The sequence below is a fragment of the Pseudarthrobacter sp. H2 genome (genome assembly GCF_050157045.1).
Classification (GTDB): Bacteria; Actinomycetota; Actinomycetes; order Actinomycetales; family Micrococcaceae; genus Arthrobacter.
This window is the reverse complement of the sequence record NZ_CP189594.1, coordinates 704269-730760: the sequence shown is the minus strand read 5'-3', so window position 1 is coordinate 730760 and position 26492 is coordinate 704269. Positions and strand designations below refer to the sequence as shown.

The following is a 26492-nucleotide window of genomic DNA, read 5'->3' as shown; positions in this document are numbered from 1 at the left end:
CTGCACTCCCCGCTGGGCAGTGCAGTGCAGGCCGCCCTCGCCACCGTGATCGACCCCGAGCTGCGCCGCCCCATCACCGAGCTGGGGATGGTCGAGTCGGTGGACGTCTCCGACGGCGGCCGCGCGCGGATCACGGTGCTCCTGACCATTGCGGGCTGCCCGTTGCGCGGCACCATCACGGCCGACTGCGAGGCGGCACTGTCCGCCGTGCCGGGGGTGACCGCCGTCGAGGTTGAGCTGAAGGTCATGACGCAGGACCAGCGCAATGCCCTCAAGGAACAGCTGCGGGGCGCCGGCGGGCAGCGCGGGATCCCGTTCAACGCGCCCGGTTCGCTGACCAAGGTGTACGCCGTGGCGAGCGGCAAGGGCGGCGTGGGAAAATCGTCGGTGACCGTGAACCTGGCCTGCAGCCTCGCCGCACAGGGTCTCCGGGTGGGGATCGTGGACGCGGATGTGCACGGCTTCTCGGTCCCGGCGCTGATGGGCATCACGCAGTCCCCCACCCGGGTGGATGACATGATCCTGCCGCCGGTGGCCTACGGTGTGAAGGTCATCTCCATCGGCATGTTCGTCACCGGAAACCAGCCGGTCGCCTGGCGGGGTCCGATGCTGCACCGGGCCCTCGAACAGTTCCTCACCGACGTTTACTTCGGCGACCTCGATGCCCTCTTCCTGGACCTGCCGCCCGGCACCGGGGACATCGCCATCTCGGTGGCCCAGCTGCTCCCGAAGGCGCAGATCATCGTGGTGACCACCCCGCAGGCTGCCGCGGCCGATGTGGCCGAGCGCGCCGGTGCCATCGCCACCCAGACCGGCCAGACCGTGGCCGGCGTGGTGGAGAACATGTCCTACCTGGAGCTGCCCGACGGCGGCCGGATGGAACTGTTCGGCAGCGGCGGCGGCGCCGTGCTCGCCGGGCGGCTCTCGGACCTGGTGGGTGCCGAGGTGCCGCTGCTGGGGCAGATCCCGCTGGACATCCTGCTGCGCGAGGGCGGGGATGCCGGGGTCCCGCTGGTGCTGGGACGGCCGGAGACCCCGGCGGCTGTGGCGTTGACGGGGATCGCGGGGAAGCTCGCGTCGGCCCCGCGCGGGCTGAAGGGCCTGTCCCTGGGCCTCCAGCCGCGGTGATCGAGCCGGCCCGGTGATCGAACCGGCCCGGTGATCGAACCTGTCGAGATCCCCGGGTCTAGGTGGCCTCTGAATCGAACGGGGCGGGCTCGCCCTCCGGCAGCCGCTCGGCGGCCCGGTCCGGGCGGTGATCCGCGACGGCCGCGGCGGCGAAGGCGGCTGTGGCGGCGGCGGGGGCTCCGGAGCTGACCGGTTTGGTGTCGTCGTCGAGCAGCGCTTCCTTGATGATCCTGCGCGGGTCGTATTGCCGGGGATCGTACTTCTTCCAGTCGACGTCATCGATATCGATGCCGACTTCTTCCTTGATCTGTTCCCGGGCGCCGGACGCCATCCGGCGGACTTCCTTGACGATGTTGGCAAGTTTCTGGGTGTACTCGGGCAGCCTGCTGGGGCCGATCACCAGGAGTCCGATGATCAGCAGAAGGAGAAACTCCGGTCCGTTGATTCCAAGCACTTTAGGAAGATTACCCTCTCGATCGGCCTGGCGACGATTCCGGGCGGTCCGGGCAGCGGCGGCAGGCTGCCGGTCCGCCCGTCATGGTGCCAGGAGCTCCAGGATCCTGCCCAGTCCCCGCTCCATCCGCTCGGGGACCCCGCCCGGCCCCCCGGCCGGGATGCTGGCGCCGGGCCGGGTGCCGGCGCCGGCCGCCAGGAGGGCGGCCACGCCGTCGTGGGCCTGCTCCGCGGGCAGGTCCGCAACGTAGGTGAAGGTGGCACCGTAGACCTGGTAGATGGCCCGGAACGGGGCCGCCGCGTTGATCCAGAGCGTGCCGCTGCCGGGTCCCGGGCTGCGGGTCAATCCACCCAGCCCGGCGGCGGTGAAACCGTCCGCGGTGGCGGGGTGTCCGGTCAGGACGTTGACCGGAGCGCCGGGCTGCTGCGCGCCGGCCGCTCCGTCCGCCGGGAGCAGGGATCCATGCTGTTCGAGGACCGTGACAAAGTGCCGGCCGTCCGTGAGCCGCAGCTCCAGGACGTTCCCCCCGGCCGCCACGTCGCCCCGCGCCCAGATCAGGTGGAAGCCGAGTTCGCGCAGTTCGGGACATGCCCATCCCTGTGCGCGCAGGGTCGACAGCTGCTCCGCGCTGAGCGCACCGGCGGGGGTGAAGTCCGGCGCGCCGGTCAGGGTCCAGCCCGCGCCGCCCCCGGCTGCGGCGGCCCTTCCGAGGTCCCCGGCCGCCGCGGAACCGGCGGTGTCGTGCCGCAGGAAAGCGGCAGCGTCCGCGCCGTCCGCCAGCGGGACCGCCGCGCCACCCATCAGGTAGGCCGCCCCGGCCATCAGGGCCATGGCCGCGGCTGCCCCGCCGGCAACAAGCGCCGGAATCCGCACCCGCGGGCGACGCAGGCCCTGCGGCAACGGCGGCAGGGCGGACGGGTCAATGTCGTGCCGTTCCGCGGCGAGCTCCTGCGTCCTGGCCAGCAGGCGCGCGGTCAGGTCATCGCTGGCCTCGGGCACAGCCGCGCCGCGGAGGCGCTCCAGATACTGGCGTTCCCGCTGCTGCCGCGCGCGGCACTCCGGGCAGGACTGCAGATGCCGGTGGCTTGCGCCCCCGCGCCGGCTGGGATTCCAGCGCCGGCCGGGATTCCCGAGCCGGCCGGGATTCCCGAGCCGGCCGGAGTTCCCGCACCCGGGGCCCCCCAGCAATCGTTTCAGCAGACCCATCGCCAGGTTCAGAGGAGGCCGGCGATGCGCGGCATCTTGAGCCGCGGCTTGAGGGACTGCTTGGCGGCCTGCTTCGGGCGGGGGGCACGGTGCGCGAGCTTCTCCCGGAGCATTGTCCGGCCCCGGTGAATACGCGACCTCACCGTTCCGAGTTTGATGCCCAGCGCGGCGGCGACCTCGTCGTAGGAGAGCCCTTCGAGGTCACAGAGGACGACGGCGGCCCGGAAGTCCGGGGGCAGTTCCTCCAGGGCGGCCTGCACGTCCAGGTCCAGGTTGTTGAATTCGAAGCTTTGTTCCGGGCCCGGCTCACGGCCCGGAAGCCTGGATTCGGCATCGTCCGCGAGGGCATCGAAACGGATGCGGCTCTTGCGCCGGGCCTGGTCCAGGAAAAGGTTGGTGGTGATCCGGTGCAGCCAGCCATCCAGGGTTCCGGGCTTGAAATTCTCCAGCGAACGGAAGACTCGGACGAAGACCTCCTGGGTGAGGTCCTCGGCGTCGAACTTGTTGCCGGTCAGCCGGTACGCGAGGCGGTAGACCTTGGCGGAGTGGTTGGTCACCACTTCTTCCCAGGTCGGCCGGACCCACTCGGCTTCCGCGGGCTGGGACTCTTCAGTTGCAGGGACAGCTGTCGGATTCGACATCGTCCGCTCCCCTCATGGATGATACCTAGGCTTGGGCGGTTCCTGCTGCTGCAGGCTCCCGCACCTATGATTCGACACCGATCACCACGCGGATGAGCGGATTCCCATCATGTCAAAATAAGCTGGGAATTTCCTGATCCGGGCAGGCCTTCCGCCCTCGGCGCAACGCCCCGGGCAACGCCCCGCGCAGCGGCCAGCGGGACTCCGCGAAGACGCCGTGAAGTCCCCGTGAAGTCCCTGTGGAGACTGCGCGCAGCTGCGCCGCGGCACACCGCCGCTGCGCCATCGCGGCCGCCGCGAGGCTGCCTCCCGTGTGCGTCCCGCCGGACACAGTACGCTGTAGGGAACACTCCCCTGCCGCCCAGAAAGCGATAACCCATGAGCGCCGATAAGTCCACGAGCTGGTCCTACGCAGAAGATCTGCCTGCCGAGGATGAGGTCCTGTTGCACGCGCGCGAACGGTCCTTCGAGCTGGGCGTCACTCCGATCGGCCCCGGCGTGGGGGCAGTGCTGACCGTGCTCGCCGCCGCTTCCAAGGCGCAGACCGCCGTGGAGATCGGAACCGGCGCCGGTGTCTCCGGCGTGTGCATCCTGCGGGGCCTGGGCCCGCAGGCGGTCCTGACCACCATCGACGTCGACGTCGAGCACCTGAAAGCGGCACGGGAAGCGTTCCAGGAAGCCGGCAGCCCGGCCAACCGCACCCGCACGATTTCCGGCCGGGCCGGGGACGTCCTCCCCCGGCTGACCGACGGCGCCTACGATCTGGTGTTCATCGATGCCGACAAGCCCAGTTACCCCGGCTACGTGGAACAGGCCGTCCGGCTGCTCAAATCCGGCGGCCTGCTGATCGTCAACGACGCCCTGGACAAGGACCGCGTGGCGAATCCGGCGGCGCGCGAGGCCACCACTGTCGTGCTCCGCCATGTGGGCAAGGCCATCCGCGACGACGACCGGCTCGCTTCGGCCATGCTGCCCACCGGCGACGGCCTGCTGGTCGCCGTCAAGAAGTAGCCGTCAGGGAGTCTCAATGACGGACGGCCAGACGTCCCGACGGACAGCAAAGGGGCGGGGCCCGCAAGCAACAGCTTGCGGGCCCCGCCCCTTTGCGAAATCAATTTTTGCGGGATCAATCGCAGAAGTCCCGCCGCGCGAAGCTATTCGGTGACGCCGACGAGACATTCCTTCAGGTTGGTCGCTTCGGCAGCATTGAGTTCGACCACAAGTCGTCCCCCGCCTTCGAGCGGAACACGCATGATCAGGCTTCGTCCCTCTTTGGTTACTTCCATTGGGCCGTCGCCGGTGCGTGGTTTCATTGCCGCCATAAGGAATATCCCCTCCATTAGTCCCGTGACTTACCAGCCCGGCCGGGCTGGTCCGCTACCCTCCATTATCCCGTAATCCGGCGCCCGGAGCTAATCGTTGGACTTTCCACGCCACCCTGCAAGCCGTGCTGCCAAGCCGTGCTGCCGGCCGGGAACGTGCGGCGGGTCACGGCGGATAGTCGCCGCCGCCGGGCAACGGGGCCCAGGCCCAGAGCCAGACTATCCAGACGATCTGCAGCAGCACGAACATGATGGCCACGGTCCCCCGGTAGGCCCGGGACCTGGAGACCAGGGCCGCGCCCAAGGCCAGCGGGAACAGCGGAAGCAGCATCCTGAAGGTGCTGGTCTGGGGATGCAGGAACACCAGCAGATAGCCCATGTAGCAGCAGCACCACAGCCTCAACTCCGTACCCAGGGCCGCCACGGGGCGGGACATCATGAACATGGCGAAGGCCGCCACGAAAACGAACGGCGCCAGGACTCCCAGCACCGGGCCGAAGAGCATGATTCCGGTGTCAAACCACGGCTTGAAGGGCACCAGGTCGTGTCCCCGCCAGACGGTTTCGGTCTTGGTGTAGGCCGCAATGTCCCCGGTCACGGCCCAGGCGATGGCGGGCCACAGCAAGGCCGAGATTCCGCTGACCGCCGCCAGCCCGGCCAGGGGCCAGAGCTGCGGGGCCGGATCGGCAGGTTCCTGCCGCCGTCGGGCCGGACGCCAGCGCTGCCACCCGCGGCAGACCAGCAGCAGCCCCACCATCGCTGCAAACGGCACGCCGGTGGGGCGCGACAGGCCCATCAGCAGCACCACGGGCATGGCCCACAGGTACCGGCGCTGCAGCACGAGCAGCAGGGCGGCGCCGAGCAGCAGCAGGTTCAGTGACTCCGCGTACGGCACCTGCAGCACCGGGGACACGGGAAAAGTGGAGAAAAACACCGTCCCCCACAACGCCGTGCGGTGCGTAGCCAGGTGCCGGAAGATGCAGTAGGCCACGAGCGCCGCGCCCAGCCCGCACACCATCGCGATGAGCGTCAGCGACCCTGCCGGGCCCATCCCGGTCAGGCCCGAGACAACCCTTCCCAGCAGGGGAAACAGGGCGTAGAAGGCCCACGCGTTTTCCTGGACGTTGCCGGCCGCGTCCGTAGGCAGGACAGCCGGGTAACCGTTGCGCAGGGCTTCGCCGTACCAGCGGGCATCCCAGATGTTGATGAAATTCCAGTAGTCCGGCTTGGCGGGAAACCACGGGTTCACGCCCTGGTGCAGGGCTGCGGCCATGAAGATGCAGGCGCTGACCAGCCTCGCCGCGACGTAGATTGCGCCCACCTGGATCCACCAGGGCCACCGCGCCAGGCGGGAGCCGGCGGCCGCCAGCCGCCCCCATGCCGCGGCGTTCGGCCCGGTGCCGGACGGCCCGGGCTCACCTGCTTCCGGCTCCGGCTCCGGCTCCGTGCCGGGGGTACCAGCGGGCGTGGGGGTACCCGCGGGCGTGGGGGTACCCGCGGGCGTGGGGATGTTCAAGGCCTCACGGACGTGCGCGGATTCCCTGCTCACGGCCGCTGCTCCGCCGCGGCACGCAGGCGCCCCAGTTCCGCTACGAGTTCGGCGATCTTCCGGTCCTTGGCAGCGATCTGGTCGCGCAGCTCGTCCAGCACCTGGTCCACCTGATCCATCCGGTAGCCGCGGAGGCCGACGGCGAAGCGGAGGCGGTCGACGTCGGACGGTCCGGCATTCTCCGGGAGGAGCACCGGCGGCAGCGAGGCCACGGGCTCATCGAAGCCGTCCGCGCAGGGCTGCCCGCCGCCGCGGACGCTGCGGAAGATTTTCGGTGCCAGGCCGGTGGCAAGGAGGACGGCGACGCCGATCAGCACGATCGCCAGGAAAATCAGGAAAAAGCTCACAGCTCCATCGTGCCAGACGGCGGCGCCGCCGGCGGCCCGTTGTTCAGCCCCGCATGCCGCCGCCGGCGCCGTTCCCGGTGTTGCCGGTGGGGTTCCGGTGGCGGGACGCCCCTTCGACGACGAGCGCGACCGCTTGCGCGGGATCATCCACCACCTGCACCAGCTCAAGGTCCTCGACCGCCACCATGCCTTCGGACACCAGGGTGCTCCGGATCCAGTCGATCATCGGGCTCCAGAAGGCGGTGCCCAACAGGACGATCGGGAAGGATGTCACCTTGCGGGTCTGGACCAGGACCATCGCCTCGAAGAGCTCGTCCAGGGTTCCGAGCCCGCCGGGCAGCACGATGAAGCCCTGGGCGTACTTGACGAACATGGTCTTGCGGGCGAAGAAGTAGCGGAAGTTGACGCCCAGGTCCACCCACTGGTTCATGGCCTGCTCGAAGGGCAGTTCGATTCCGAGTCCCACGGACACGCCGTTGCCCTGGACCGCGCCCTTGTTGGCCGCTTCCATGGAGCCGGGGCCGCCGCCGGTGATGACGGCGAGGCCTGCTTCGGCCAGCCTCCGGCCTATCTCGACGGCGAGTTCGTAATTGGCGCTGCCGGGCAGGGTGCGGGCGGAGCCGAAGACGCTCACGGCCGGGCCGAGGTCCGCAAGCGCGCCGAAGCCTTCCACGAACTCGCTCTGGATCCGCAGGACACGCCAGGGGTCGGTATGGACAAACTGCCCGGGGCCCTTCGTGTCGAGCAGGGTCTGGTCCGACATCGTGACCTTCGCCTGTTTGTGCCGCAACTCCAGCGGACCCTTGTGCCGGATGCCGTTTCCCGGTGGCGTGTCGCGCGTTTCGGGCGCCGGCTTTCCGGCGGGGTTCTGGTCCTGATTTTGGTCCTGGTCATGCTGCCGATCGGTACTCATGCCCATAGGCTAGCGCGGAACACGCTCCCCGGCAGCCCGCGGGGCGTGCCCGGGGCTGCGCTCCGGCGGCCTGACGTGCAGGTATCTCTTGAATCACGATCTGAACCAAGTGGGAGTGATTGCGGTCATAGGGCGCTGATGTTCGCTAGATTCGTCTTATGACTACTCAAGTGCCCGGCGATGCGCTCGTCACCCTGGATGCCGTCAACAAGCACTACGGCCCGCTGCACGTCTTGAAGGACATCAATCTGAACGTCCGCAAGGGTGAGGTTGTCGTTGTTATCGGACCGTCGGGTTCCGGAAAGTCAACGCTGTGCCGCGCCATCAACCGTCTCGAGACGATCGACGACGGCGTCATCAGGATCGACGGCAAGGAACTCCCCGAAGAAGGCAAGGAACTGGCAAAGCTGCGGGCCGACGTCGGCATGGTCTTCCAGTCCTTCAACCTGTTCGCGCACAAGACGATCCTGGAAAACGTCACTCTCGGCCCCATCAAGGTCAAGGGCGTTGCCAAGGCCCAGGCGGACAAGGATGCGATGGCCTTGCTGGAACGCGTCGGCGTCGGGCAGCAGGCTCCCAAGCTTCCGGCGCAGCTTTCGGGCGGCCAGCAGCAACGCGTGGCCATCGCCCGGGCACTGGCGATGAAGCCGAAGGTGATGCTCTTCGATGAGCCCACCTCTGCCCTGGACCCGGAAATGATCAACGAAGTCCTCGACGTCATGATCCAGCTGGCAAAGGAGGGCATGACCATGATCGTGGTCACCCACGAGATGGGCTTCGCGCGCAAGGCCGCCAACCGTGTCGTGTTCATGGACGACGGCAAGATCGTCGAGGACGCGACTCCCGAAGAATTCTTCACCAACCCCAAGAGCAGCCGGGCCAAGGACTTCCTGTCCAAGCTGCTCACCCACTGAGTCCACTCGATTTCGCACCCGGGCCGCCGCACGGCGGCCGTCCAATGAAAGGAATGTCATGAAGGCATTTTTGTCCCGGAGGAAATCCCTTCTGGTTGCTGCCTCCGCGGCCCTGGCACTGAGCCTCAGCGCCTGCGGCGGCGGTTCCTCCACCTCCAACCCGCCTGTCGCCGAGAAGCCGAGCTTCGCCGCCGACACGACCATGGCCAAGCTTTCATCCGCAGGAAAGATCACCATCGGCACCAAGTTCGACCAGCCTCTGTTCGGCCAGAAGGGCCTCGACGGCAAGCCGATTGGCTTTGACGTCGAGATCGGCAAGCTGATTGCCGCCAAGCTCGGGATCGCTGCTGACAAGATCGAGTGGGTTGAAACTGTCTCCGCCAACCGCGAGCCGTTCATCCAGCAGGGCCGGGTGGACATCATTGTCGCCACCTACACCATCAACGACAAGCGCAAAGAAGTGGTTGGCTTCGCTGGCCCGTACTACGAGGCGGGCCAGGCACTGATGGTGAACAAGGACAACACCTCCATCACCAAGCCGGAGGACGTCAAGGGCAAAAACGTCTGTTCCGTCACCGGCTCCACCCCTGCCGCCACCATCGTGGAAAAGTACGGAGCCATCCTCGTTCCGGCCGCGACGTACTCCGCCTGCCTGGAGCCGCTCCGCAACAAGCAGGTCGAAGCGATCACCACGGACAACGTGATCCTTGCCGGCTTCGTGGACAAGGAACCCGGTGCCTTCAAGCTGGCGTCGGAGCAAACGTTCACCAAGGAGCCGTACGGCATCGGCCTGAAGAAGGAGGACACGGTCTTCCGCAACTGGATCAACGACCAGCTGGAGGCATTCGCCAAGGACGGTACCTACAAGAAGGCCTGGGAAGCCACGGCAGGCTCGGTCATCAAGACCGCCCCGGAACTTCCCGCGCTGAACCGCTACTGACCCTGGACTGGCGGTTGCCGGAGCCCGCTCCTGCCGGGCGCCGGCAACCGCCATTCCCCGGTCCGTTCCAATCCCCCGATCGCAGTTGAAGGATCCCATGGACGTCATTATCGAGAACCTGCCGCTGTACTGGAACGGCTTTCTCAGAACACTTTTCCTGTCCGCTGTGTCCGGGGTGATCGCCCTGTTTGTGGGAACCCTCCTTGCGGCGGCCAGGGTTTCGCCCGTTGCGGCCCTGCGGGGATTCAGCATGGCGTACGTGGAGATTGTCCGGAACACTCCGCTGACTATTGCCTTCTTTTTTGCGGCCATTGTGCTCCCCCGGCTGGGCGTGACCTTCCAGCAGTTTGAAGTCGCTGCCATCATTGCCCTCAGCATCTACACCTCGGCCTTCATCGCCGAAGCCGTGCGGTCCGGGGTGAACAGTGTTCCCGTCGGCCAGGCCGAAGCGGCGCGCAGCATCGGAATGAAATTCAGCCAGGTTCTGTCGCTGATCATCCTTCCCCAGGCCCTGCGGACAGTGATTCCACCGCTGATCAACATTCTGATCGCGCTGGTCAAGAACTCGTCCGTGGCCGGCGCATTCTTCGTGCTCGAACTCTTCGGCTACGGCCGCCAGCTCGCTAACGCCCACGGCGACCAGGTCATGTGGGTGCTGATCGGCGTCGCGTTCTTCTACCTGCTCATGACTGTTCCGCTGGGCGTCCTGGCCAGCACCGTCGAACGAAAGGTGGCGATCGCGCGATGAGTTCGGTTCTCTACGACGTCCCGGGGCCCAAGGCCCGCCGCGTATCGCTGGTCGGCTCCATCGTCGGCATCATCCTCATTGCCGGCCTGCTGGCGTGGGCCATCTCGATCCTGGCCCAGCAGGGAATCTTCCAGGCCCAGAGGTGGGCCGTCTTTGGAATTCCCGATGTCTGGGCCCTGATCGGAAGCGGCATCCTCGCCACCCTCAGCGCCGCAGCCGTCGCAGCCGTCATCGCTTTTCCCCTGGGCCTGCTGCTCTGCCTCCTGCGCATCTCGGAGGTCGCCTGGATCAGGGTCCCCACCCGGATCGTGCTGGAATTCCTGCGCGGCATGCCGGTGGTCCTGATGATGTTCTTCGTGCTCCTGGTCTTCGCCACCAATCCGTTCATCGCCGTCGTGGCGGGACTCGTGCTGTACAACTCCGCCGTCTTCGCGGAAATCATCCGCGCCGGCATCCAGTCGCTGCCCAAAGGCCAGCGCGAAGCCGGCCTTACCGTTGGTTTGACCAGCTTCCAGTCCCGCCTGATCATCGAACTGCCCCAGGCCATCCGGCGGATGATGCCCTCACTTGTGGCGCAATTGGTGGTCCTGCTCAAGGACACCTCGCTCGGCTACATCGTGTCCTACGAGGAACTGCTCCGGAAGGTCCAGCTCATGGCGGACGTCCTGGGCTTCCAGTACCTCTTCCCGGTGTTCTTCGTCGCCGCGGCCATCTACATCACCATCAACTTCTCGGTGTCACGGCTGGCGATCTGGATTGAGCGGCGCGGCTCCACGAAGGCAGCCGGCGGTGTGGCAAAAGCCGAACCGGCAAACGTCGAGGCTGCTGCCAAGTAGTTCCGGAACAACGTGATGGGCCCGGATCCGCTGTTGCGGATCCGGGCCCATCACTTTGCTTCTTGGGCGCGCCCGTTTTGCCTTCCGGCGGGAGCCGCTTAGCCCAGCCAGGTCCGCAGCGCCCGCAGGCATTCGCGGATCGCGTCGGCCTCGACATGCTCGTTGTCCTTGTGCGCCAGCAATGCGTCGCCCGGACCGAAGTTCACCGCCGGGATCCCCAGCTCGCTGAAGCGCGCGACGTCGGTCCAGCCGTATTTGGGCTTCGGCTCCGCTCCGACGGCGGCGACGAAGGACGCGGCGGCCGGGTGCGTCAGTCCGGGACGCGCGCCGGCGGCGCTGTCGGTGCGCACGACGTCGAACCCTGCCAGCAGTTCGCGCACATGCGCTTCCGCCTGGTCCGGGGTCTTGTCCGGGGCGAAGCGGTAGTTGATCTCCACGACGCAGCGGTCCGGGATGACGTTGCCGGCGGTGCCGCCGTTGATCTTCACGGCGTTGAGGCTTTCGCGGTACTGGAGCCCGTCCACGTCGACGGTCAGGGGCTGGTAGGCGGCCAGCCGGGCCAGGATCGGGGCCGCCGCGTGGATGGCGTTGCTGCCCATCCAGGCCCGGGCCGAGTGGGCCGCTTCCCCGGACGTGGTCGCTTCGAAGCGGATGGTGCCGTTGCAGCCGCCCTCCACCGTCCCGTCCGTGGGCTCGAGCAGGATCGCGAAATCCCCGCCCAGCAGGGCCCCGTGGTTGCGCACGAGGCGGCCGAGCCCGCTCTTGGCGGCCTCGACTTCCTCATGGTCGTAGAAGACGAAGGTGACGTCCCTGTCCGGCCCGGTGCCGCCGTCGAACAGGGTCGCGGCCAGGGCAAGCTGCACCGCGACTCCGCCCTTCATGTCCGTGGCGCCGCGGCCGCAGAGGATGCCTTCGCCGGGCGCCCCGGAGGGCCAGAAGGCGGGCACGGTCCCCAGCGACCCGTCCGTGGCCGGCAGCGGTACGGTGTCCAGATGCCCGGCCAGGATGACCCGCTCGCGCCGGCCCAGGCTGGTGCGGGCGATGATCGAATCCCCGTCGCGGACCAGCTCCAGTTCCGGGATGGTGCGGAGGGCCTGCTCGACGGCGTCGGCCAGCTCCCTTTCGTTGCCGGAGACACTGTTGATGTCGATCAGGTCGGCGGTGAGGAGGGCAACATCCTGGCGCAGGTCCAGGCGGGGGCGGGCGTGCGAGGGAAGGGCATGGGCCGGGGCAGGAGCGTCCGAGTCAGTCACGGTTCCACCTTATCCGCTGCCCTGCCCTCACTTCATATCGTCTGGCCCGCAATAGTTGTCGTTCAGGGGCGGCAAAACGACAACTTCTGCCAGTCACTTGGGCGACGCCGGTTTCAGCCACCCCGGGCGCTCTCGATAGACTTGGGACATGACTGAAACCGCTGCTTCCGCCGTGCCCGCCGACTCCCGCTCCGACGCCCGCTCCGGGGCCCGCGCTGCCTACGGCTATGGAGTGGCCACCGTCTCGACCCGCAACGGTGAAGCCACCGTCCTGGACGTCTGGTTTCCGGCGCCGGCCCTCGGAACCGCGGCGGAAAACCTGCGCGGCGTCGAAAACGCGGACCAGTCCCTGACCGACATTGCCGCCAGCGGCGCGGACCAGGACCGCGGCACCGAGCAGAAGGTCGTCTTCGTCCAGATCCACCTCGACGAAGCCCCCGCGGACACGGCCGACGCCTACCTGCGCCTGCACCTGCTCTCGCACCGCCTGGTCCGGCCAAACACCATCAACCTCGACGGCATCTTCGGCAAGCTCCCCAACGTGGTGTGGACCAACTTCGGCCCCGCCGCCGTCGAGGACTTCGAACTGACCCGTGCACGCCTGCGCCGGCGCGGCGCCGTCACCGTCTTCGGTGTGGATAAGTTCCCGCGGATGGTGGACTACGTAGTCCCTTCCGGCGTCCGGATCGCCGACGCCGACCGCGTCCGGCTCGGTGCGCACCTGGCCGAGGGCACCACGGTCATGCACGAGGGCTTCGTGAACTTCAACGCCGGTACGCTCGGCGCCTCCATGGTCGAGGGCCGCATCTCGGCCGGCGTCGTCACCGGTGACGGGTCCGACGTCGGCGGCGGCGCGTCGATCATGGGCACCCTGTCCGGCGGCGGCAAGGAAAAAATCGCCTTGGGCGAGCGCGTCCTGCTCGGCGCCAACTCCGGCGTCGGCATCAGCATCGGCGACGACTCCGTCGTGGAGGCGGGCCTCTACGTGACGGCCGGAACGCGCGTCCGGGTCACCGGGGCCAAGGACGCCGACGGGGAGGACATCACCCGGATCGTCAAGGCCGTGGAACTCTCCGGTGTTCCCAACCTGCTCTTCCGCCGCAACTCCACCACCGGCGCCGTGGAGGCCATCCCCCGCAAGGGGCAGACCGTTGAGCTCAACGAGGACCTGCACGCCAACTAAGGCTGATGCCGGATACCCGGCGCGGACAAGCCGCCTGCGGATGACGCGGCGTGGAAATGGAACGGCCCGGAGGGGCCCGAGGGAGTAATTTCGTGGCACGAAGAGGCAGTTGGCGCCGTCGGATGGTGCTCCTGCTGACCCTTGCGATGGTCGCAGGCGGCATCTACACCGCGGTGGCGTTCCTGCAGCGCTCGGAAACCCTGATAGACGAACGCTGCACGGCCGTCGGCGACGGGGGCGACGCACTCGCCACCGACCAGGCCGCGAACGCCGGCCTGATCACCGCTGTCGCTGTGCAGCGGGGGCTGCCGCCCCGGGCAGCCAGCATCGCGCTCGCCACGGCCATGCAGGAATCCAAACTGCGCAATATCGGCCACGGCGACCAGGCCGGTCCCGACTCCCGCGGCCTGTTCCAGCAGCGGCCGTCCCAGGGCTGGGGCACAGCGGAGCAGGTGATGGACCCCTATCACGCGAGCAACGCCTTCTACGATGCACTGATGAAGGTCTCGGGCTACCAGTCGCTGGAGATCACCGACGCCGCGCAAAGGGTCCAGCGCTCCGCATACCCGGGCGCCTACGCCCAGCACGAGGCGATGGCCAAGGCGTTCGCCTCCGCGCTGAGCGGCCAGAGCGCCGCAGGACTTGACTGCACGCTGCGTTCCCCCGACGCTGCCGGTGATCCGGCCGTGGTGCAGGCGGAACTGGCCGCGGCTTTCGGGGCTGTTCCGGCGTCTTCGGACGGCAGGACGCTGCTGGTGGAAGCCGGGGGCACCCAGGCCTGGGCCGTGGCGCAATGGGCCGTGGCGAATGCCAAGTCGCTCGGCATCACCGAGGTGCAGACGGACGGGCACAGCTGGAGCCGGGAGGCGCGCAACGGCTGGCAGGCTTCAGGGGCGCAGGCCGGGCAGATCAGTGTGACGGTCGCAGGGGCTCCCGAGCAGTAGCTCCCGCCTGGTAGCGGGTCCCTGCGTGGGGCCGGCAGCGGCGCCGGCATTTCCGTCAGATCAGGAGCTCCACCACGGGCTGCACATAACTGCGGAACAGCTCGGGCTGGGACAGCAGCTCGTGGCTCATGATCATCTTGTCCGGCTCCAGATACCAGGCCCGGGGCTCCGCCAGCGGCAGCTCGATAATGGTGAGGTCGAAATCGTTGGAGGCCCGGCCCACCTCCAGCAGCCGGTCGTCCACCATGTCTGCCAGCACCTGCGCCGCGCCGCTGGCTTCTCGCTCCGCCTCCAGTGCCCCGTACTCGCCCCGGCGCTCCCTGGCCCAGGTCAGCGCAGCGCCGAAGTGCGCCTGCAACACCCGCCGGAGTGCCGGTGAATTGCTGAAGGCCCGGAAAGCCGGCGGGGCCAGCTCCGGGGACATCTCCGGGTAGGCCTTCAGGAGCTGCTCCCACCAGGCCTCCCATTCGGTTTTGAGCGCACTGAAACCGCCCACGTCGGCGATCAGGTGCGAGTGGTCCGCGGGGCGGATTTTGGGTGCCGCGTGGCTGAGGGCAGGATGCCCGGCAGTCACCAGGCCGGCGGCGTCTCGAACGTAAAGTGCAATGAGCATAGGACCCGAAGTGTCCATGGTGATCCGCCAGCCAGATCCGCCTGCATGGTGCATCCGATTGCCTCCCTTGGCAAGACGTATATTCCCAGTGTATTCCTGAAGCTACAGCACGTTAATGGCTGGCCGCGCGGCTTCACGCACGGCTCGCCGCACGGCATGCATGGCGGGCCTGCCGGGATTGAAAGACGGGCGCAGGTTTTGGGATAGCGTAATGCCATGAGAATTCTGGTTACTGGCGGGACCGGCTACATCGGTTCGCACACTGTCCTGTCGCTGCAGGAGGCCGGCCATGAGGTCGTGGCCATCGACAACCTGGTGAACTCCAGCGAGGAATCGCTGCGGCGGGTCGCCGGGCTCAGCGGGAAGGCCGCCGTCTTCCACCGCGTGGACCTCGTGGACGAGTCCGCCATCGACGCCGTCTTCGCCGCGCACCCGATCGACGCCGTCATCCACTTCGCCGGGCTCAAGGCCGTCGGCGAATCCGTCCGCGAGCCCCTGAGGTACTACCACAACAACCTCACCGGCACCCTGAACCTGCTCCGCGTGATGGACCGGCACGGCGTCCGCTCCATCGTGTTCAGCTCCTCCGCGACGGTCTACGGCGAGCACAACCCCAGCCCGTACCTGGAGAAGATGGAGATCGGCGCCAACAACCCCTATGGCCGGACCAAGGAACAGATCGAGGACATCCTGACCGACCTCGGCGCCGCCGATTCCCGCTGGCGCATCGCCCTGCTGCGCTACTTCAACCCGGTGGGCGCCCACCCCTCCGGCCTGATCGGGGAGGACCCGCAGGGCATCCCCAACAACCTGGTGCCCTTCATCGCCCAGGTCGCCGTCGGCCGGCGCGAGAAGCTCATGGTCTTCGGCGGCGACTACGACACCCCGGACGGAACCTGCCAGCGCGACTACATCCACGTCGTCGACCTCGCGCAGGGCCACGTCGCGGCCCTGGACTTCGTCGCGGAGAAGCCCGGGGTGTTCCGCTGGAACCTCGGCTCGGGGAAGGGCTCCTCGGTGCTGGAGGTGCTGCGCTCCTTCGAGAAGGCCGTGGGCCGCCCGCTGCCCTACGAGGTCACCGGACGCCGGCCCGGGGACCTGCCCGCCTTCTGGGCCGACGCCTCCCTGGCCCTGGCGGACCTGGGCTGGTCCACCACCAGGACGGTGGACCAGATGTGCGAGGACCACTGGCGCTGGCAGAAAAACAACCCGCACGGCTACAACACCTAAACAACGCGGGGTCACATACCGCCCATTTCGGTCGCTGGGATGGGCCGCATGTGACCCCGCGTTGTCTTCTACGGAGGCGAGTACGACGGCGGCCCCGCACCTCAACCGAGGTGCGGGGCCGCCGTCGTACTGCTGGCCGTTAGTTTGGAACCCCTAGACCGAGGGGTAGTTGCGTTCCGGCTCACCGATGTACAGCTGGCGCGGCCGGCCGATCTTGGTGGTCGGGTCGCTGATCATTTCGCGCCACTGGGCAATCCAGCCCGGCAGGCGTCCGATCGCGAACAGCACCGTGAACATCTTCTCCGGGAAGCCCATGGCCTTGTAGATCAGGCCGGTGTAGAAGTCCACGTTCGGGTAGAGCTTGCGCTGGATGAAGTAGTCGTCGCTCAGGGCCTTCTCTTCGAGGCGCATCGCGATGTCCAGGAGCTCGTCGTTGCCGCCGATCTTGCTCAGGATCTCGTGGGCCGTGGCCTTGACGATCTTGGCGCGCGGATCGTAGTTCTTGTAGACGCGGTGCCCGAAGCCCATCAGACGGACGCCGTCTTCCTTGTTCTTGACCTTCTCCATGTAGTCCTCGGGCTTCGTGCCGTCGGCCTGGATCTGGCGGAGCATCTTGAGCACAGCCTCGTTGGCGCCGCCGTGGGCGGGCCCGAAGAGGGCGTTGATGCCGGCCGACACGGACGCGAACAGGTTCGCGTTCGAGGAGCCAACCAGCCGGACCGTGGAGGTGGAGCAGTTCTGCTCGTGGTCAGCGTGCAGGATCAGGAGCAGGTCCAGGGCCTTGGCGATCACCGGATCCATCTCGTACTGCTCCGCGGGCAGGCCGAAGCTCAGGCGCAGGAAGTTCTCCACGAGGTTCATGGAGTTGTCCGGGTAGAGCATCGGCTGGCCGATGCTCTTCTTCAGGGCGTAGGCGGCGATGACCGGCATCTTCGCCATCAGGCGGATGGTGGACAGCTCCACCTGCTCCGCGTTGAACGGGTCCAGCGAGTCCTGGTAGAAGGTGGACAGCGCGGACACTGCCGAGGACAGCACCGGCATCGGGTGGGCGTCCCGCGGGAAGCCGCCGAAGAAGCCCTTGAGCTCCTCGTGCAGCAGCGTGTGGTGGCGGATGTTCTGGTCGAACGCGTCCAGCTCGGTCGGGGTGGGCAGGTTGCCGTAGATCAGCAGGTAGGAAACTTCCAGGAAGCTGGAGTGCTGGGCGAGCTGCTCGATCGGGTACCCGCGGTAGCGCAGGATTCCTGCGTCACCGTCGATGTAGGTGATGGCGGAAGTGGTGGCCGCGGTGTTCATAAAACCGGGGTCAAAGACAACGGCGCCGGTCTGCTTGAGCAGCTTGGAAACGTCGTAACCTTCGTTTCCTTCGACAACCTTGATGCGCGGGAGTTCAAGCTCGCCGCCGGCATAGCGCAAGGTTGCGCTGGTGTTCTCAGTCATGGAGTCTCCTCATGAGGCGTCGGGGCCTCTGTGTAGAAAGCTGGTCCAACCTCTGGTGAATCGGCCTGTGGAACCTGTTTCGGACAGGTATTCCAAAGGCTGCGCTGCCTTCTTGTGGAAAGCCACCATTGATAGTCAGTTAAAAAGTACCGGCACTTCGCGGGTGGCACTAATCCGCGGCCCCTTCCAAGGGCCTAAAACGTGCCACTTGTGGCACGTGTCACAGCATTGTTACGGTCCCGCGGTGAGCCGTGCCACGGCAGTATCGATGCGTTCATCGGTTGCCGTCAGCGCGACCCGGATGAACCCGTTGCCGGCGTCCCCGTAAAAAACGCCGGGGCCGACGACGATCCCGCGGTCCGCGAGCCTGCCCACGGTGTCCCAGGTGGCTTCGCCTGCGGTAGCCCACAGGTAGAGGCCGGCCTTGGATTCGTGGATCGTCAGCCCGAAGCGTTCCAGCGCCGGCACGATCCGCTGGCGCCGGCCGCGGTAGAGGTCCTTCTGCGCCACGACGTGGGAATCGTCGCCGAGGGCAACGCGCATGGCCTCCTGGACCGGATAGGGCACGATCATTCCCGCGTGCTTGCGGCTGTTGACCAGGTTGGCCATGAGGGCCGGATCCCCGGCAACGAAGGCGGCCCGGTAGCCGGCCACGTTGGACTGCTTGCTCAGGGAGTAGACGGCCAGCAGGCCCTCATGGGACCCGTCGGCGACCTCGGGATCGAGGATGCTTGGCACCGGGGTGCCGCCGCGCTGGACATCCCATTCTCCCCAGCCGAGCTCGGCGTAGCACTCGTCCGATGCCACCACGGCGCCGAGCTGACGGGCCTGGCCGACGATGTGGCGCAGCGAGGGGATGTCCCGGACGCTGCCGGTGGGGTTGGCCGGGGAATTCACCCAGACCAGCCGCACCCGGGCCCGGGTGTCGGCGTCGAGCTCGTCGAGGTCGTCCGCGGCCACCTGCTCCGCGCCGGCGAACGTCGCGCCGATGTCGTAGGTGGGGTATGCCACCGTGGGACGGACGACGACGTCGCCCGCCTTCAGGCCCAGCAGGAACGGCAGCCAGGCCACGAGCTCCTTCGAGCCGACGGTGGGCATCACGTGGTGCGGATCCAGGCCGGGCACACCGCGGCGGCGCTCGAACCACCCGGCGATGGCTTCCCGGAGCGCCGGGGTGCCGTGGACCGTGGGGTAGCCGGGGGCGTTGGCCGCGGCGCGCAGCGCGTCCTGCAGCAGGACCGGCGTGGGGTCCACCGGCGTGCCGATGGAGAGGTTGGCGACTCCCCCGGGGTGTGCGGCCGCGCGGGCCAGATACGGCGCCATCGCCTCCCACGGGTAGTCGGGCAGGCTGAGGCCGAAGCTGCGCAGCGCAGATGTCACCGGAGCGTCCGCCTTAGTTGTCTTGGTTCTGCGGCGGCAGGGCAGAGATCATCGGGTGGTCGGTGTGGGTGTTGCCGATCTTCGCGGCGCCGCCCGGGGACCCGAGATCGTCAAAGAACTCGACGTTGGCCTTGTAGTAGTCGGCCCATTCCTCGGGGGTGTCATCCTCGTAGTAGATGGCCTCCACGGGGCAGACGGGCTCGCAGGCGCCGCAGTCCACGCATTCGTCCGGGTGGATATACAGGGAACGCTCACCCTCGTAGATGCAATCGACGGGGCACTCCTCAATACATGCCTTGTCCTTGACATCTACACACGGCTGCGCGATTACGTACGTCACGTCCCTTGCCTCTCCACGTTGGTTCCGGCGACCGGCCGGATGATGTCCCGGCCTGGGCGCCGGGCTGACTACTGAGCCTATTATCCCCCAGCCGGTTCACGCGAACCTAGCCGGACGCGTCACATGGCGCCGCGGCTAGGATGAACGGGTGAGTTCGCCTTCGTCTGTGCCGCAGCAGTTCCTTGAGGACGCCCCGCTCGGCACCCGCGTGGTGGTCAGATACCGCATTGAGGGCGGCCTGACGGATGCGCTCGGCGAGCTGGTGGGCAAGTCCGACGGCGAGTGCACCGTCCGCACCCGGCGCTCCGACGTCGTCATTGCGCTGGCGCTCGTGGCCGCCGCCAAGGAAGTGCCGCCTGCCCCGCCCCGCCGCACCCCGCGCCCGCCCGCGGCCTGAGCCGGCACACGCTGCCCGCCACTGGACATGCCCTCCCCTAGCGCTCCCTTGCCACGTCCACCACTGGACACGCCCTCCCCTAGCGCTCCCTTGCCACGTCCACCACTGGACACGCCCTCCCCTAGCGCTCCCTTGCCACGTCCACCACTGGACACGCCCTCCCCTAGCGCTCCCTTGCCACGTCCACCACTGGACATGCCCTCCCCCGGGTCCTGCCGATGGACATTTCAGCCATATGTCCAGTCGCGGCCATCAGAGGGGGGCATGTCCAGTGGTGGCACAGCCGCTGTGTGGGACATGTCCACTGTTACGCCGCGGCGGAGAGAGTGTTCAGCGCATCACGGACCATGGCAACGAATTCCTGGGGTCGGCTCTTGAGCAGCGGGTAGCTCACCACCAGGGTCGGGATTCCGAGCCGGGTGGTGACGTTCCACCGCCGTCGGTCCTCTTCGAAGCTTGTCTTGTCCATATGGAAGCCGGCGCCGTCCGTCTCGATGCCGAGCTTGCCGTCGACCATGAGGTCCAGATGGCCCATTCCGGGGATATTGACCTGCGATTCGACATGGAAGCCGGCCCGCCGCAGGAGAAACCTGGCCATGCACTCGATGATTGACTGCGATTGTGGGACGATCCCGGCCACGATCCGGCGTTCCCTGACGTCGTTCCGGCCGTCCAGCCGGCCGCGCAGCCCGGACAGCGGGAGGCCTTTGAGCACGACGGCGGATTCGGCGATGACGAGGCCGTCAAGCTCCGGCAGACATCGCAGGCTTTGGACCACCGAGTCCATGAGGGTCGGGGGTGCGGCCGATCTGTGGCAGACGAATCCCGGGTAGTTCCGGCTGTGGGTCAGCGCAACGTGGGGCTGGAGCGGGGCGTTAAGAACCCAGAGCCCGCGGAAGTGTGCAGCGCTGACGCAGGCCGGCTCGGCCGGAAGAGAGCGGATGGAAACAAGCTGCGCATCGGCACCGGGCAGCGCATAGACGCCCCGGGAAACCCGGGCAACGTCTCCGCGGGCCATGGCAGCCTTGAGCTGGAAGTCCGAGACTCCCGCCGCGGCAAGATATTTGGCACGGGCGACGCCGTCGTACCGTGAGAGCACTTCAATGATGTTGACCATCCGGCCATGGTGCCGCCGCCGGACGCGGCATGAACAGGCGGACCAGGCGCTATGTGCACAAGTGCATGTCCAGGCGGCGAGGCCTGGAAAGGGCATGTCCCGCGGACATGCCTGGACATGCCCGCTGCAAGGCGCCAGGGATGGACATGATGCCACTAAGCCCACCCGCCGGGCCGAAAAATGGGCATGTCCCAAGGAGGGTGTGGGGCGGGGCTGGGCATGTCCCAAGGAGGGGGCGGGGTGGGGGTGGAAGCTAGTCCCGCGGCGGCCGGTAGCGCCTGCACCAGGCGAGCATGGCAACTGTGACGACTGCCATGCCGAAGATCCAGAGATTCCCCGCCGTGTCGGCGATGATAAGCCGCTTGCCGGTCTCCAGGGTGCTCCACCAGCCCGTCAGTGCGTAACAGAGGATCCCGCAGGCCGCCGCCGGAAGGACCGAGCGGAACGCCGCCCCCAGCCACAGTTCGACGGAGCCGAGAAGCAGCAACGCGGCCACGGCGCCCCAGGGAAGCCCGACGCCGGCCAGCAGCACGTCCTGCCGGTGCAGGGCGGTGCCGGCAGCGGCAACAAAAAGAGCTGCCGGCGCGGCGGCGGCGATGCCGCCTGCCGTACCGGCAGCTCCCTTATTCACAAATGATCCGTTGTTTCAGCGAGGATCGCCGGAACTAGGACTTGGCGCGGGCCCGGTTGGACTTGGCACGCTGGTTGACGTCCAGGATGAGCTTCCGGATGCGGATGCTTTCCGGGGTGACCTCGACGCACTCGTCTTCGCGAGCGAATTCGAGGGACTCTTCGAGGGTCAGATCGCGCGGCGGCGTCAGGTTCTCGAAGGTGTCGGAGGAAGCGGCACGCATGTTGGTGAGCTTCTTTTCCTTGGTGATGTTCACGTCCATGTCATCGGCGCGGGAGTTCTCGCCGACGATCTGGCCCTCGTAGACCTCGGAGGTGGGCCGGACGAAGAAGGAGCCGCGTTCCTGCAGGTTGATCATGGCGAACGGCGTCACGACACCGGCGCGGTCGGCGATCATCGAACCGTTGGTGCGGTACTCGATCGGACCGGCCCAGGGCTCGTAGCCCTCGGAGATGGAGGCTGCGATGCCGGCACCGCGGGTGTCCGTGAGGAACTTGGTGCGGAAACCGATCAGGCCACGCGCCGGAACGATGAACTCCATGCGGCACCAGCCGGTGCCGTGGTTGGCCATGTTGGTCATGCGGCCCTTCCGGGCGGCCATGAGCTGCGTGACGGCGCCGAGGTATTCTTCCGGCACGTCGATGGTCATGTGTTCCATCGGCTCGTGGATTTTGCCGTCGATGGTCCGGGTGACAACCTGCGGCTTGCCGACGGTCAGTTCGAAGCCTTCGCGGCGCATCTGCTCGACGAGGATGGCCAGCGCGAGCTCGCCACGGCCCTGGACTTCCCAGGCGTCAGGACGCTCGGTGGGGAGCACCTTGATGGAGACGTTACCGATCAGTTCCTTGTCCAGGCGGTCTTTGACCTGGCGAGCCGTGACCTTGGCGCCCTTGACCCGGCCGGCCAGCGGCGAGGTGTTGATACCGATGGTCATGGAGATGGCCGGATCGTCAACGGTGATCAGCGGCAGCGGCTGCGGGTTGTCGACGTCGGTCAGGGTCTCCCCGATGGTGATCTCCTCGATGCCGGCGACGGCGACGATCTCGCCGGGGCCGGCGGACTCGGTCGGAACCCGGTCCAGGGCCTTCGTGGCGAGGAGTTCTGTGATCTTGACGTTCTTCAGCTCGCCGTTGGCACGTGCCCAGGCGACGGTCTGGCCCTTGCGCAGGGTGCCATTGTAGATGCGCAGCAGCGCCAGGCGGCCCAGGAACGGGGAGGCGTCCAGGTTGGTGACGTGCGCCTGCAGGACACCGTCCGGGTTGTAGGTCGGCGCCGGGATGTGGTCGATGATGGTCTGGAACAGCGGCTCCAGGTCCTCGTTGTCCGGAGCGGAGCCGTCGGCGGGCTGCTCGAGGGAGGCGCGGCCGACCTTGGCGGCGGCGTAGACCACGGGAACGTTGAGGATCTTGTCCAGGTCGAGGTCCGGAACTTCGTCGGCGAGGTCGGAGGCCAGGCCCAGGAGGAGGTCCATGGACTCGTGGACAACTTCTTCGATCCGCGCGTCGGGGCGGTCGGTCTTGTTGACCAGCAGGATGACCGGCAGGTGCGCGGCCAGGGCCTTGCGCAGCACGAAGCGGGTCTGGGGCAGCGGGCCCTCAGACGCGTCGACGAGGAGGACGACGCCGTCGACCATGGACAGGCCGCGCTCCACCTCGCCACCGAAGTCGGCGTGGCCCGGGGTGTCGATCACGTTGATCGTGATGGTCTCGCCCTTGGAGGACGGTCCGTTGTAGGCCACGGTGGTGTTCTTGGCCAGGATGGTGATGCCCTTTTCGCGTTCCAGGTCACCGGAGTCCATGACGCGGTCTTCGAGGTGGTTGTGGGCGGCAAAGGAGTTGGTCTGCTTGAGCATGGCGTCGACCAGGGTGGTCTTGCCGTGGTCAACGTGGGCCACGATCGCGACGTTGCGCAGGTCACTGCGCGATGCAGTGTTTGCGGTTGTTTTGGTGGTGGTTTCAGACATGCGTTATTGCTCGATTCAGTGGTGACGTCAGCTGTTGTATCGCGACATTTCCAACCGGAACGCACGACGGATAAGCCCTTTTGGCACAGGGCACCTTCTAAGAGTCTAAACGATTGGGCATTTATTGGCCTAAAATCGCCAGCCCAACCCCAACCGCCAGTGCCGGGCGCAGGGGACGGGGCGCGAAATCCGCTGGTTAACCGTGAGTAAAGTCACTGGTTTTTCGGGCGTTCATGCACCATCATTGCTCAGGTAGCAGCAAGCCAGTCCGGAGACATCAATGCGCAACGCCTCGGCCCTGTTCCGCTTGGCCGCACCGTTGTTCGCCGTTGGCGTCCTTCTGGGCGGCTGCGGACAGGCTCCGCTTTCCCAGAACCCCGACGCCGTCCCTGGCTCCCGCACCGGATCGGGTCACGGCATCCAGGGGACGCCTTTCCTTGCGCCCGGCGGCGCTCCCGGCGAACCGGCCGGTGCCGGAGCGGCGGCCGGGACCGGGACCGTGACCGGGACCGGGAGCAAGAGTCTCGCGAGGGCCGGCACGGATCCCGCCACGCTGCCGGCCGGCTCGGCCTACCGGAATCCCGCGAACGGCCGCGACGAGGTCATCGTTGAGGATATCCGGCACACGGCCGTGCTGATCGGCGACTCCCAGTCCGAGCCGCCCAACGCGTGGCCCCGGCAGGCCCTCGCCGCCCTGGGCTACAAGCCGTTCTTCTGCGGCCTGGGCGGCACCGGTTTCGTGGCCGCGAACGGCAAGACGGGCAACTACCTCACCGCCCTGCAGCGCGGCGATTGGAAACTGCCCTACGGTGATCCGTCCCTTGTAGTCATCCAGGGCGGGGGGAATGATGCGGCAAAAGGGGCAACCGATGCCCAGATCGTCGCCAATGCGGAGCAACTGATCAGCGTCCTCCAGCAGCGTTACCCCGCGAGCCGGTTCGCCATGATCGGCACGCTCGCCCGCGGCGCAAACTACGGCGGCGGCCGCCGCACCCAGGTCGACACCCTGCTGGGAACGATCGCGGAGAAGAACGGGATTCCTTTCGTCAGCGTCGGGGACTGGCTGACCCGGTACAACCTGAGCAAACTCCTGGCCGACGGCGTCCACATGAATGCGACCGGCCACGACATCCTCGGAGGGCTGCTGGGCACGAGGCTGAAGGCACTGGGGCTCGGGGCCAAGGAATCCTGACCTTAAGGTCTTGACCTTAACGGCAGGAGCGGGTGCCCGCCGCGAGGGCGGACACCGGCTCCTGCCCAATGGAAGGCCCGGTGGAATCAGCCCGCCTCAGGCAACTTCCGGCGGCAGCATGAGGCGTGCGCCCGGGATGGCGTTGAGCAGGGCCTTGGTGTAGTCCCGCTGCGGCGAATCGAAGACGTCGTCGGTGGAACCCGTCTCCACCAGCTTGCCCTTTTCCATCACACACACGTGGTCGGCGATCTGGCGGACCACCGCCAGGTCGTGGGTGATGAACAGGTAGGTCAGGCCCAACCGTGACTGCAGCTCGGCGAGCAGGTTCAGCACCTGGGCCTGCACCAGCACGTCCAGTGCGGACACGGCCTCGTCACAGATGATCACCTCCGGATCCAGGGCCAGGGCCCGCGCGATCGCGACGCGCTGCCGCTGGCCGCCGGAGAGCTCATTCGGGTACCGCTGCATGGCCGACTGCGGCAGGGCCACCTGGTCCAGGAGTTCGCGGACCTTCTTTTCCCGGCTGGCCTTGTCCCCGATCCTGTGGGTCCGCAGCGGTTCCTCGATGGTCCTGAAGATGTTGTACATCGGGTCCAGGGAGCCGTACGGGTCCTGGAAGATCGGCTGCACGCGGCGGCGGAAGGCGAAGATCTGCTTGGTGTTCAGCGTGGACGTGTCCACGCCGTCGAAGATGATTTTCCCCGACGTCGGCGCCAGGAGGTTCAGGACCATCTGCGCCACGGTGGACTTGCCGGAACCCGACTCCCCCACGATCGCCGTCGTCGTGCCGCGCCTTACGCCGAAGGAAACGTCGTCCACGGCGGTGAAGTCCGTCGAACGGCCGAAGCCGGAGCGCAGTTTGAAGACCTTGCTCAGGTTCTCGATCTGCAGGACCTCTTCGGGCAGGGACGGCTCAACCACGACGTCCTCGCCCGGTGCGAGCAGTTCGTCCGATTCGACGCCGAGTTCCTTGGCCACCTGGATACGCCGGGACGCCAGCGACGGCGCCGATGCCACCAGCCGCTGGGTGTACGGGTGCCGCGGGTTCTGCAGCAGCTCCAGCGACGGCCCGGATTCGACAACCTGCCCGCGGTACATGACCACGACCTTGTCCGCGCGCTCGGCGGCCAGGCCGAGGTCGTGGGTGATCAGCAGTACCGCCGTTCCCAGTTCCGAGGTCATCTTGTCCAGATGGTCCAGGATCTGGCGCTGCACCGTCACGTCCAGGGCGGACGTCGGCTCGTCGGCGATCAGCAGGCGTGGCTGGCAGGAGAGCCCGATGGCGATCAGCGCGCGCTGGCGCATGCCGCCGGAAAACTCGTGCGGATACTGTTTGGCCCGCCGTGCGGCGTCCGGCAGCCCGGCCTCGGACAGTACCTTGGCCACATCCCCGGGGCCGCTGGGCAGCCCGTTCGCCTTCAACGTCTCGCGGACCTGGAAGCCGATCTTCCACACCGGGTTGAGGTTGGACATGGGGTCCTGGGGGACCATGCCGATGCTGTTTCCGCGGAGTTCGATCATCCGTTTTTCGCCGGCGTTCGAGATGTCCTCGCCGTCGAACAGGATCCGGCCGGCGGAGACGCGGCCGTTGCCCGGCAGCAGGCCGATGGCGGCCAGCGCCGTCGTCGATTTGCCGGACCCGGACTCGCCCACAATGGCCACGGTCTCGCCGGGCATGATGGTCAGGTGCGCGTTCCGCACGGCCTGGACCTCGCCGTTGCTGGTAGTGAAGCTGATCGCCAGGTCCTGGATTTCCAGGAGCGGTCGCTCGACGTCGTACCCTGCTTCAAGGATTTCCACGGAGGTGTTCATGG

27 protein-coding genes are annotated in these 26492 nt (G+C 67.3%); 11 read left to right on the top strand and 16 right to left on the bottom strand.

Annotated features, from left to right (window positions below; translation table 11 throughout):
- The gene (locus ACQCSZ_RS03490; RefSeq protein WP_427008480.1) at window positions 1–1128 is read left to right on the top strand and encodes an Mrp/NBP35 family ATP-binding protein; all 1128 of its coding nucleotides are present in this window, start codon (window positions 1–3) and stop codon (window positions 1126–1128) included.
- A 58-nt stretch (window positions 1129–1186) separates the two neighbouring features.
- On the opposite strand, the gene ACQCSZ_RS03485 is transcribed toward ACQCSZ_RS03490, so the two are convergent.
- The 3 genes from ACQCSZ_RS03485 to sigE all read right to left on the bottom strand — a co-directional run bounded on the left by ACQCSZ_RS03485 (window position 1187) and on the right by sigE (window position 3429).
- Window positions 1187–1582: a twin-arginine translocase TatA/TatE family subunit gene (locus ACQCSZ_RS03485; protein ID WP_427006711.1), complete on the bottom strand. Its 396-nt coding sequence runs from the start codon at window positions 1580–1582 to the stop codon at window positions 1187–1189.
- Window positions 1583–1663: 81 nt separating this feature from the next.
- Window positions 1664–2770, bottom strand: a complete 1107-nt coding sequence (locus ACQCSZ_RS03480) for an anti-sigma factor family protein (protein WP_427006710.1) — start codon at window positions 2768–2770, stop codon at window positions 1664–1666.
- Between the two features lie 26 nt (window positions 2771–2796).
- A complete protein-coding gene (gene sigE, locus ACQCSZ_RS03475) occupies window positions 2797–3429 on the bottom strand; it encodes an RNA polymerase sigma factor SigE (RefSeq protein WP_427006709.1) in 633 nt (210 codons plus the stop codon).
- 378 nt (window positions 3430–3807) lie between these two features.
- Here sigE and ACQCSZ_RS03470 point away from each other — a divergent pair, with 378 nt between their 5' ends.
- Window positions 3808–4440: an O-methyltransferase gene (locus ACQCSZ_RS03470; protein WP_427006708.1), complete on the top strand. Its 633-nt coding sequence runs from the start codon at window positions 3808–3810 to the stop codon at window positions 4438–4440.
- Window positions 4441–4583: 143 nt separating this feature from the next.
- Here the strand turns inward: ACQCSZ_RS03470 and ACQCSZ_RS03465 are convergent, their stop codons facing one another.
- The 4 genes from ACQCSZ_RS03465 to ACQCSZ_RS03450 form a co-directional block, all read right to left on the bottom strand.
- The gene (locus tag ACQCSZ_RS03465) at window positions 4584–4751 is read right to left on the bottom strand and encodes a DUF3117 domain-containing protein (protein WP_079550332.1); all 168 of its coding nucleotides are present in this window, start codon (window positions 4749–4751) and stop codon (window positions 4584–4586) included.
- A gap of 166 nt (window positions 4752–4917) precedes the next feature.
- Window positions 4918–6099 carry a hypothetical protein gene (locus tag ACQCSZ_RS03460; RefSeq protein ID WP_427008479.1) on the bottom strand — a complete coding sequence of 394 codons (1182 nt, stop codon included), beginning with the start codon at window positions 6097–6099 and terminating at the stop codon, window positions 4918–4920.
- A gap of 197 nt (window positions 6100–6296) precedes the next feature.
- On the bottom strand, window positions 6297–6647 hold the full coding sequence (locus tag ACQCSZ_RS03455; protein ID WP_427006707.1) for a DivIVA domain-containing protein: 351 nt from the start codon (window positions 6645–6647) through the stop codon (window positions 6297–6299).
- Window positions 6648–6690: 43 nt separating this feature from the next.
- Window positions 6691–7410, bottom strand: coding sequence for a TIGR00730 family Rossman fold protein (locus ACQCSZ_RS03450; protein ID WP_427008478.1), 720 nt, complete (start codon window positions 7408–7410; stop codon window positions 6691–6693).
- A gap of 308 nt (window positions 7411–7718) precedes the next feature.
- Between ACQCSZ_RS03450 and ACQCSZ_RS03445 the strand changes: the two genes are divergently transcribed.
- The 4 genes from ACQCSZ_RS03445 to ACQCSZ_RS03430 all read left to right on the top strand — a co-directional run bounded on the left by ACQCSZ_RS03445 (window position 7719) and on the right by ACQCSZ_RS03430 (window position 10998).
- A complete protein-coding gene (locus ACQCSZ_RS03445; RefSeq protein WP_427006706.1) occupies window positions 7719–8474 on the top strand; it encodes an amino acid ABC transporter ATP-binding protein in 756 nt (251 codons plus the stop codon).
- 58 nt (window positions 8475–8532) lie between these two features.
- Window positions 8533–9414, top strand: coding sequence for a glutamate ABC transporter substrate-binding protein (locus ACQCSZ_RS03440; RefSeq protein ID WP_427006705.1), 882 nt, complete (start codon window positions 8533–8535; stop codon window positions 9412–9414).
- Between the two features lie 97 nt (window positions 9415–9511).
- Window positions 9512–10162: an amino acid ABC transporter permease gene (locus ACQCSZ_RS03435; protein ID WP_427006704.1), complete on the top strand. Its 651-nt coding sequence runs from the start codon at window positions 9512–9514 to the stop codon at window positions 10160–10162.
- Window positions 10159–10998 (top strand): amino acid ABC transporter permease, encoded by an 840-nt coding sequence (locus ACQCSZ_RS03430; RefSeq protein WP_427006703.1) that lies wholly within the window; start codon window positions 10159–10161, stop codon window positions 10996–10998. Before ACQCSZ_RS03435 ends, ACQCSZ_RS03430 begins: the two co-directional genes overlap by 4 nt.
- A gap of 98 nt (window positions 10999–11096) precedes the next feature.
- Here the strand turns inward: ACQCSZ_RS03430 and dapE are convergent, their stop codons facing one another.
- A complete protein-coding gene (gene dapE, locus ACQCSZ_RS03425; protein ID WP_427006702.1) occupies window positions 11097–12251 on the bottom strand; it encodes a succinyl-diaminopimelate desuccinylase in 1155 nt (384 codons plus the stop codon).
- 148 nt (window positions 12252–12399) lie between these two features.
- Between dapE and dapD the strand changes: the two genes are divergently transcribed.
- Together dapD and ACQCSZ_RS03415 are read left to right on the top strand one after the other, a co-directional pair.
- A complete protein-coding gene (gene dapD, locus ACQCSZ_RS03420; RefSeq protein ID WP_427006701.1) occupies window positions 12400–13434 on the top strand; it encodes a 2,3,4,5-tetrahydropyridine-2,6-dicarboxylate N-succinyltransferase in 1035 nt (344 codons plus the stop codon).
- A 92-nt stretch (window positions 13435–13526) separates the two neighbouring features.
- Window positions 13527–14378, top strand: coding sequence for a hypothetical protein (locus ACQCSZ_RS03415; RefSeq protein WP_427006700.1), 852 nt, complete (start codon window positions 13527–13529; stop codon window positions 14376–14378).
- Between the two features lie 55 nt (window positions 14379–14433).
- Here ACQCSZ_RS03415 and ACQCSZ_RS03410 read toward each other — a convergent pair whose 3' ends face one another.
- A complete protein-coding gene (locus ACQCSZ_RS03410) occupies window positions 14434–15045 on the bottom strand; it encodes a hypothetical protein (protein ID WP_427006699.1) in 612 nt (203 codons plus the stop codon).
- Between the two features lie 162 nt (window positions 15046–15207).
- Between ACQCSZ_RS03410 and galE the strand changes: the two genes are divergently transcribed.
- On the top strand, window positions 15208–16221 hold the full coding sequence (gene galE / locus ACQCSZ_RS03405) for a UDP-glucose 4-epimerase GalE (RefSeq protein ID WP_427006698.1): 1014 nt from the start codon (window positions 15208–15210) through the stop codon (window positions 16219–16221).
- A gap of 153 nt (window positions 16222–16374) precedes the next feature.
- On the opposite strand, the gene ACQCSZ_RS03400 is transcribed toward galE, so the two are convergent.
- From ACQCSZ_RS03400 to fdxA, 3 genes are all read right to left on the bottom strand, one after another.
- A complete protein-coding gene (locus ACQCSZ_RS03400) occupies window positions 16375–17658 on the bottom strand; it encodes a citrate synthase (protein WP_427006697.1) in 1284 nt (427 codons plus the stop codon).
- Window positions 17659–17889: 231 nt separating this feature from the next.
- A complete protein-coding gene (dapC, locus tag ACQCSZ_RS03395) occupies window positions 17890–19038 on the bottom strand; it encodes a succinyldiaminopimelate transaminase (RefSeq protein WP_427006696.1) in 1149 nt (382 codons plus the stop codon).
- Between the two features lie 13 nt (window positions 19039–19051).
- Window positions 19052–19378: a ferredoxin gene (gene fdxA / locus ACQCSZ_RS03390; protein ID WP_211880778.1), complete on the bottom strand. Its 327-nt coding sequence runs from the start codon at window positions 19376–19378 to the stop codon at window positions 19052–19054.
- A gap of 148 nt (window positions 19379–19526) precedes the next feature.
- Here fdxA and ACQCSZ_RS03385 point away from each other — a divergent pair, with 148 nt between their 5' ends.
- Window positions 19527–19775 carry a hypothetical protein gene (locus tag ACQCSZ_RS03385; protein WP_427006695.1) on the top strand — a complete coding sequence of 83 codons (249 nt, stop codon included), beginning with the start codon at window positions 19527–19529 and terminating at the stop codon, window positions 19773–19775.
- Window positions 19776–20082: 307 nt separating this feature from the next.
- Here the strand turns inward: ACQCSZ_RS03385 and ACQCSZ_RS03380 are convergent, their stop codons facing one another.
- The 3 genes from ACQCSZ_RS03380 to typA all read right to left on the bottom strand — a co-directional run bounded on the left by ACQCSZ_RS03380 (window position 20083) and on the right by typA (window position 23486).
- Entirely contained in the window at window positions 20083–20892 is an 810-nt protein-coding gene (locus ACQCSZ_RS03380; RefSeq protein WP_427006694.1) for a type IV toxin-antitoxin system AbiEi family antitoxin domain-containing protein, read from the bottom strand.
- A gap of 253 nt (window positions 20893–21145) precedes the next feature.
- Complete coding sequence (locus ACQCSZ_RS03375) at window positions 21146–21523, bottom strand: hypothetical protein (protein ID WP_427006693.1); 378 nt, start codon at window positions 21521–21523, stop codon at window positions 21146–21148.
- 34 nt (window positions 21524–21557) lie between these two features.
- Window positions 21558–23486 (bottom strand): translational GTPase TypA, encoded by a 1929-nt coding sequence (gene typA / locus ACQCSZ_RS03370; protein ID WP_427006692.1) that lies wholly within the window; start codon window positions 23484–23486, stop codon window positions 21558–21560.
- 280 nt (window positions 23487–23766) lie between these two features.
- Between typA and ACQCSZ_RS03365 the strand changes: the two genes are divergently transcribed.
- Window positions 23767–24678, top strand: coding sequence for an SGNH/GDSL hydrolase family protein (locus ACQCSZ_RS03365; protein ID WP_427006691.1), 912 nt, complete (start codon window positions 23767–23769; stop codon window positions 24676–24678).
- 96 nt (window positions 24679–24774) lie between these two features.
- Here ACQCSZ_RS03365 and ACQCSZ_RS03360 read toward each other — a convergent pair whose 3' ends face one another.
- On the bottom strand, window positions 24775–26490 hold the full coding sequence (locus ACQCSZ_RS03360) for a dipeptide ABC transporter ATP-binding protein (RefSeq protein ID WP_427006690.1): 1716 nt from the start codon (window positions 26488–26490) through the stop codon (window positions 24775–24777).
- Window positions 26491–26492: the final 2 nt, after the last annotated feature.